The sequence below is a fragment of the Variovorax sp. 10N432 genome (assembly GCF_056394465.1).
This window is the reverse complement of sequence record NZ_JBFTHX010000022.1, coordinates 110,648-117,956: the sequence shown is the minus strand read 5'-3', so window position 1 is coordinate 117,956 and position 7,309 is coordinate 110,648. Positions and strand designations below refer to the sequence as shown.

Genomic DNA, 7,309 nt, shown 5'->3' with positions numbered 1-7,309 from the left:
GCCCTGGACCGGCCGACGTCACCGGCCCTTCGGGCTTCCCTGCGCTGCTCGCGACAGGCGGGGTCCGCGCAAACTCGCTCCGCTGCGCTCCACTCAAACACGCGCGGCCCTGATCCGCCTGCCGCTCCGCTGCTCGGCGGTGCCTCAACGGCCGGCCCAGGGCATACCGCCCGCCACCGCTGACACGTCGGGGTTGCATCGGCGTTGGAGACGCCACGGATCCTTGATCACCCCCTGGGCCCGGCCCACACCGCGTGCCGGGCGCCCGCCCCAACGACAACGACAACGACAACGACAACGAAGAAAGCATCAAGCAACCCTCCGCAAGCTGCTCACGTCATCCACAGTCCCCAGATAAGCCTCGATCACCCGAGCATCCGACTGGACTTCCGAAGGCGTCCCCGAGGCCAGCGCCTCGCCCATGTTCATCGCCAGCACCCGGTCCGAAACCTTCGACACCAGCGACATGTCGTGCTCCACCATCAGCACCGAGATGCCGAGTTCATGCTGGATGTCCTGGATCCAGAACGCCATGTCGGCCGTTTCCTCGACATTGAGGCCCGACGAAGGCTCGTCGAGCAGCAGCAGCTTGGGCTCGGTGCACAGCGCGCGCGCCAGCTCGACCACCTTGCGCACGCCGTAGGGCAGACCCGCCACCATCGAGTCGCGGTGGTGCTGCAGGTCGAGCAGGTCGATCACCTGCTCGGCCTTCTCGCGCGCCGCGATCTCGGCCCGGCGGGTGGCGGGCGTGAAGAACACCTCGCTCCAGAAACCGGTCTGGCGGTGCGTGTGGCGGCCGATCAGCAGGTTGTGCAGCACGGTCGCGTGCTCGAACAACTCGATGTTCTGGAAGGTGCGCGCGATGCCCAGCGCCGCGATCTCGTGCGGCGCCTGCTCGGTCAGCGCCAGCGGCGCGCCGCCGCCATGCCAGACGATCTCGCCGGTGGTCGGCGTGTAGATGCGGCTGATCAGGTTGAACACCGTGGTCTTGCCCGCACCATTCGGCCCGATCAGCGTGAAGACCTCGCCCCGGCGGACGTCGAAGCTCACCTTGTTGACCGCCAGCACGCCGCCGAAGCGCACGCTCAGGTCCCGGGCGGAAAGCAGGATGTCGGGTGTCGTCATCTGAGCCGGTCCGACTTGGTGAAGGATTTCTGCCGCTTGAACAGGCCGCGCCGGTAGAACGGAAACAACTGCAGCCAGGTGCGCACCTTGAGCCAGCGCCCGTAGAGGCCGAGCGGCTCGAACAGCACGAAGGCGATCAGCACCAGGCCGTAGACCAGGCCCTGCAGCCCGGGCGCCTGGCCGATGGCCTCGGGCAGCCAGTCCTTGGCCGACGCGATCAGCTGCGGCATCGCGATCAGGAAGATCGCACCGAGGAAGGCGCCGTGCACCGACCCCAGGCCCCCGATCACCACCAGCAGCAGCAGGTCGATCGACTGCAGGATGCTGAACTGGTCGGGCGAGATGAAGCTCAGCTTGTGCGCGTACAGCGCGCCGCCCAGGCCCGCCAGCGCGGCCGAGATCGCGAACGACATCGTCTTGTAGCGCGCCAGGTGGATGCCCATGCTCTGCGCCGATATCTCGGAATCGCGGATCGCGACGAAGGCCCGGCCGGTGGGCGAGCGCAGCAGGTTCAGGATGGCCAGCGTGCACAGCACCGCGACGATCAGGCAGACCATGTAGAAGCTCTCGCTCGAGTTGAGCTCCCAGCCGAACAGGCTGGCCGACTTCACGTGCAGGCCCGAGTTGCCGCCGGTGACGCTCTCCCAGCGCGCGAACACCTCCTCGACGATGAAGCCGAAGGCCAGGGTGGCAATGCCGAGGTAGATGCCTTTCACGCGCAGTGCCGGCAGCGCCACCACCACGCCGACCGCAGCCGACAGCGCCGCCGCCGCGACCAGCGCCACCGGGAACGGCACCCCCATGTTGCTGAGCACCGCCTGCGTGTAGGCCCCCGTGCCGAGGAAGGCCGCATGGCCGATCGAGAACTGGCCCGTGAAGCCCGCCAGCAGCATCAGGCCGAGGCCGACGATGCCGTAGATCAGCACGAAGGTCAGCTGCGCCAGCCAGTACTCGGGCACCACCCAGGGCGCGGCGATCAGCGCGACGCCGAGGAGGCTGTACCAGAAGACATGGCCGCCATGCCTGGCGAGGTCGATGTCCTGCGTGTAGCTGGTCTTGAAGATGTAGCGCATGAAAGGGGCGTCCTCAGACTTTCTTGCGCAGCTTTTCGCCGAACAGGCCGTTGGGCTTCACCATCAGCATCACCAGCACCACGATGTACGGCGCCGTGTCCTTGAAGCCGTCCGGCAGGTAGAAGCCCGCGAAGGACTCGACGATGCCGATCACCAGGCCGCCGACGATCGCGCCCGGCAGGCTGCCGAAGCCGCCCACCACCGCGGCCGGGAAGGCCTTGAGGCCGATGAATCCCATGTTGGCGTGCACGAAGGTGATCGGCGCCAGCAGCATGCCGGCGATCGCCGCCACCGCCGCGGCCAGGCCCCACACCAGGCCGTTGAGCCGCTTCACCGGAATGCCCATGTAGTAGGCCGCCAGCTGGTTCTGCGACGAGGCCTGCATCGCAATACCGAGCTTGCTGTAGCGGAACATCGCGAACAGCAGCCCGCACAGCACCGCCGTGGCGGCGATGATGGCCAGCTGCTCGAGGTTGACCACCAGCTCGCCGAGCTTCCAGATCTGGTCCTTGTAGGGCACCGGCAGCGTGTGGGTCTCGGTGCCGATGCCCGGGATCATCGTCACCAGGCCGCGCGCCACGTAGCCGATGCCGATGGTCAGCATGACGATCGAGAACTGCGGCTGGCCCAGGATCGGGCGGATCACGACCAGCTCGAGCAGCACGCCGAAGGCCACCATCGCCCCCACCGCCAGCAGCGCGGCGAGCCAGAAGGGCAGCCCGAACAGCGACATGCCGGCGAAGGCGCAGAAGGCGCCGAGCATCATGAGTTCGCCCTGCGCGAAGCTCACGGTCTCGGTGGCCTTGTAGATCAGCACGAAGCCCAGCGCGATCAGACCGTAGATGCAGCCTTGTGCGATGCCTGAGAGCAGGAGCTGAAGGATTTGCAAGAAGAAGTGTCTCGTTCGGGTTTCGCGGTTTATAGCGGCGACTCGTGCACGCCCTGCAGAGGGTTGTCCCGCATCGGGTTCGCGCGGGCGGCCCGCGCGCGCCTCATTGGTGCACGGCGAGCCGCCGCGATCCGGCGAGGATGTCGCTGGGACGCAGGCCGTAGACCTGGCGGATCGAGTGGCTGAAGTGGGTCGAGTCGGGGTAGCCGGTGTCGAGTGCGATATCGGTCAGCGTGGCGCTCTGGCGCACGTGGCGCAAAAGGCTGCGGGCCCGCTTCCAGGCCCTGAAGGCGCGGAAGGTCAGGCCGGTCTCCTGCTTGAACAGATGCAGGAAGCGCGAGAACGACAGCGTCACCGAGGCGGCGCATTGCTCGGCCGAGGCCGGCGCCGCGGGATCGGCGTTGATGCGCTCGATCACGCTGCGGATGCGCGGATCGAGCGGTCGCGGCGCCAGCGGCGCGTCGAACAACAGCGTGTCGAAGTCGAAGCGCTCGAAACTCTCTCGTCCCGATGCGGCGGCGAGCAGTGCATGGACGTCGCGCACCCGCTGGACGAAGGCCGGCGCATCGACCGGCCCGCAGCGCTGCAGGAAATCAGGCATCTGCGCCGGGTCGACGAACTCGGGTTCGATCAGCAGGCTGAGGATGCTGCGGTGATCGGTCGCGATCTGGTGCGGCACCAGGGGCGGCACCACCATCAGCTCGCCGCGCTGCCAGGCACCGCCGCCGATGCGGATGCGCAGCGGCGCGCCGGTGGGCGACAGGTAGATGCCGAGGCCGCCGATGCTGCGCTCCGCCGCCGCGCCCAGGAGCCCGGCGTAGAACACGCGCTGCGAGGTGATCCACATGAGGCGCTCGCCGCGGTCGTTGCCGCGCGGCGCATGCTTCGCTTGCCTGCTGACCAATGCCGTCTCCTCCGCTGGGCGACGGACGGCCCGGTGGCCGGCGACGCCATCGGTCGATCGTAGCGGCGGACCGCGCCCACCGGGTCGGCGATCGCGCGGGGACTTTCCCTAACGGACCAACGCGCGGCGCAGTTCGGCGGCGCACAGCGCCACCGCCGTGTTGGCCTCGTCGAGCAGCCGGCCCATGGTGATGAAGCCGTGGATCTGGCGCTCGAAGCAGACGTAGCTCGCCCGGTTGCCGGCGGCGGTCAGCGCCCGCGCGTAGTCCAGGCCCTCGTCGCGCAGCGGGTCGTAGCCGGCGGTGAGGACCAGCGCCGGCGGCAGGCCCGCGAGGTCTTCGCGCAGCAACGGCGAGGCGCGCCAGTCGAGGTCCTGGGCCGCATCCGCGATGTAGTGGTCGTGGAAATAGCCGATGGTGTCGCGGGTCAGCACGTAGCCCTGGCCGTTGGTGGTGTGCGACGGGTGGATGCGGCGCATGTCGGTGGCCGGGTAGATCAGCAGCTGCCAGGCCACCGGCAGGTCGCCGGCGTCGCGCGCCGCGATCGCGACCACGGCCGCCAGGTTGCCGCCCGCGCTGTCGCCGCCGACCGCGAGCCGTTGCGCATCGACGCCGAGCGCGGCCGCTTCGCGGCGCACCCAGCGCGTCGCCGCCAGCACGTCGTCGACCGCCGCCGGAAAGCGGTGTTCCGGCCCCATGCGGTAGTCGACCGCCACCACCGCGCAGCCTGAGCCGTTGCAGAGCTCGCGGCACAGCGAGTCGTGGGTGTCGAGGTCGCCGATGGTCCAGCCGCCGCCGTGGTAGTACACCAGCACCGGCAGCAGCGCGGAGGCGGCGCTGCCGAGCGGGCGATAGAGGCGCAGCGGAATCGGGCCGTGCGGGCCGTCGGCCTGCAGCTCGCGCACCTGCGCCACCTCAGCGGGATCGGGCTGCGTCAAGGCGCGCCGCTCGCGATAGAACTTGCGCGCCTCGGCCGGCGTCAGCGTGTGCGTGGGCGGCACGCCGCGCTGCACGAGGAGGTCGATGAAGGCCTGGGCTTGGGGGTGCAGCATCTGTGTGGGGCTCCGGGGTCTGGAGGAATCAGGCTTTGCGCGGCTTCACGCGCGAGGCGGCTTCCTTGGCATTGCGCCGCGCCGTGTCGATGTCGGCCGCATGCGCCAGCGCCACACCCATGCGGCGCTTGACGAAACTCTCGGGCTTGCCGAACAGCCGCAGGTCGACGCCCGGCACCGCCAGTGCCTCGGCCACGCCGTCGAAGGCGATGCCGGTGGCGTCGACGCCGCCATAGATCACGGCGCTGGCGCCGGGGCTCTTGAGCGTGGTGTCGACCGGCAGCCCGAGGATCGCGCGGGCGTGCAGCTCGAACTCGTTCTGCCACTGGGTCGCCATGGTCACCATGCCGGTGTCGTGCGGCCGCGGGCTGACCTCGCTGAACCAGACCTGGTCGCCCTTGACGAACAGCTCGACGCCGAACAGGCCCTGGCCGCCGAGGTCGGCAGTGACGGTCCGGGCGATCTGCTGCGCCAATTGCAGGGCGGCCGGCGCCATCGGGTGCGGCTGCCAGCTCTCGACATAGTCGCCGCTCACCTGCACATGGCCGATCGGCTCGCAGAACTGCGTCTGCACCACGCCGGCGGCGTCGGGCGCGCGCACCGTCAGGAGCGTGATCTCGTAATCGAAATCGATGAAGCCCTCGACGATCACCCGGCCGTGGCTGACGCGGCCGCCGGCCATGGCGTAGTCCCAGGCCTTCTGGACGTCGGCCGGGCCGTCGATCTTGCTCTGGCCCTTGCCCGAGCTGCTCATCACGGGCTTGACGATGCACGGATAACCGATCCCGCCATCGATCGCCGCCTGCAGCTCGGCCAGGGAATCACAGAACTTGTAGGGGCTGGTCGGCACGCCCAGCGTCTCCGCGGCCAGGCGGCGGATGCCTTCCCGGTCCATCGTGAGGCGGGCCGCCCGGGCAGTGGGGATCACCCGCACCACGCCGGCGTCCTCCAGCTCCTGCAGCATCGGGGTGGCGATGGCCTCGATCTCGGGCACCACCAGCTGCGGCCGCTCGGCCTCGATCAGCGCCTTCAGCTGGGCCGGATCGCTCATCGTGATGGTGCGGGCGTGGTGGGCCACCTGCTGGCCGGGCGCGTTCTCGTAGCGGTCGACCGCGAGGGTCTCGACGCCGAGGCGCTGGAGGGCGATCAGCACCTCCTTGCCGAGCTCGCCGGAGCCGAGCAGCATCACGCGGGTGGCGGAAGGGGAAAGGGGCGTGCCGAGGGTGGTCATGGGTCGATTCGTGGCGGTGGAAAAGCAACGCGGCACTTTAAATCACTCCCGGCCGCTGCGGCGCTGTCACGGACGGCAACGTGGGCCCTCGCGCTCTGTTTCACAATCACCGCCACGGGATGCCGCCCCCCGGGCGGCGCCCCTCCTCTTTCATTTCTCAGTTCAAGGAGTATTTCTCATGGCAATCCAGACGGTCGGCATCATCGGGGCGGGAACGATGGGCAACGGCATCGCGCAGGCCTGCGCGGTCGCGGGGGTGAACGTGGTCATGGTCGACATCGCCCAGGCCGCGGTCGACAAGGGCATCGCCACGGTGGCGGGCAGCCTCGACCGCCTGATCAAGAAGGACAAGCTCACGGCCGCCCAGAAGGACGCCGCGCTGGCGCTGATCAAGGGCTCGACCAACTATGACGACCTGAAGGCGGCCCAGCTGGTGATCGAGGCGGCGACCGAGAACCACGCGCTCAAGCTCAAGATCCTCAAGCAGGTCGACGAGCTGCTGGCGCCCGAGGTGATCATCGCGTCGAACACCTCGTCGATCTCGATCACGCAACTGGCCGCCGCCACCTCGCGCGCCGACCGCTTCATCGGCATGCACTTCTTCAACCCGGTGCCGATGATGGCGCTGGTGGAGATCATCCGCGGCTACCTGACCAGCGACGCCACCCACGACGCGGTGAAGGAACTGGCGGTGAAACTCGGCAAGTCGCCGATCACGGTGAAGAACGCGCCGGGCTTCGTGGTCAACCGCATCCTGGTGCCGATGATCAACGAGGCCTTCTTCGTGCTGGCCGAGGGCCTGGCGACCGCCGAGGACATCGACGCCGGCATGAAGCTCGGCTGCAACCAGCCGATCGGCCCGCTGGCCCTGGCCGACATGATCGGTCTTGACGTCTGCCTGGCGGTGATGGAGGTCTATCTCGAGCAGTTCGGCGACTCCAAGTACCGCCCCTGCCCGCTGCTGAAGGAAATGGTGGCGGCGGGGCAGCTGGGGCGCAAGACCAAGCGCGGCGTGTATACCTACTGATGACCTTGCG

7 protein-coding genes are annotated in these 7,309 nt (G+C 68.8%); 1 reads left to right on the top strand and 6 read right to left on the bottom strand.

All coding sequences use genetic code 11. The features are described 5' to 3' along the window. Nucleotides 1–309: 309 nt before the first annotated feature. The 6 genes from AC1DF3_RS23820 to purT all read right to left on the bottom strand — a co-directional run bounded on the left by AC1DF3_RS23820 (nucleotide 310) and on the right by purT (nucleotide 6,272). Nucleotides 310–1,125, bottom strand: a complete 816-nt coding sequence (locus AC1DF3_RS23820) for an ABC transporter ATP-binding protein (RefSeq protein ID WP_478141036.1) — start codon at nucleotides 1,123–1,125, stop codon at nucleotides 310–312. After that, on the bottom strand, nucleotides 1,122–2,198 hold the full coding sequence (locus AC1DF3_RS23815; RefSeq protein WP_286522068.1) for a branched-chain amino acid ABC transporter permease: 1,077 nt from the start codon (nucleotides 2,196–2,198) through the stop codon (nucleotides 1,122–1,124). The genes AC1DF3_RS23820 and AC1DF3_RS23815 overlap by 4 nt, the downstream gene beginning before the upstream one ends. Before the next feature lie 13 nt (nucleotides 2,199–2,211). Continuing rightward, a complete protein-coding gene (locus AC1DF3_RS23810; protein ID WP_286534241.1) occupies nucleotides 2,212–3,087 on the bottom strand; it encodes a branched-chain amino acid ABC transporter permease in 876 nt (291 codons plus the stop codon). Between the two features lie 103 nt (nucleotides 3,088–3,190). Then, nucleotides 3,191–3,934: a helix-turn-helix domain-containing protein gene (locus AC1DF3_RS23805; RefSeq protein ID WP_478141039.1), complete on the bottom strand. Its 744-nt coding sequence runs from the start codon at nucleotides 3,932–3,934 to the stop codon at nucleotides 3,191–3,193. Nucleotides 3,935–4,099: 165 nt separating this feature from the next. Beyond that, on the bottom strand, nucleotides 4,100–5,041 hold the full coding sequence (locus AC1DF3_RS23800; protein WP_478141035.1) for an alpha/beta hydrolase: 942 nt from the start codon (nucleotides 5,039–5,041) through the stop codon (nucleotides 4,100–4,102). Nucleotides 5,042–5,069: 28 nt separating this feature from the next. Further along, on the bottom strand, nucleotides 5,070–6,272 hold the full coding sequence (gene purT / locus AC1DF3_RS23795) for a formate-dependent phosphoribosylglycinamide formyltransferase (protein ID WP_301805943.1): 1,203 nt from the start codon (nucleotides 6,270–6,272) through the stop codon (nucleotides 5,070–5,072). 178 nt (nucleotides 6,273–6,450) lie between these two features. Here purT and AC1DF3_RS23790 point away from each other — a divergent pair, with 178 nt between their 5' ends. Next, nucleotides 6,451–7,299 (top strand): 3-hydroxybutyryl-CoA dehydrogenase, encoded by an 849-nt coding sequence (locus tag AC1DF3_RS23790; RefSeq protein ID WP_286534245.1) that lies wholly within the window; start codon nucleotides 6,451–6,453, stop codon nucleotides 7,297–7,299. Nucleotides 7,300–7,309: the final 10 nt, after the last annotated feature.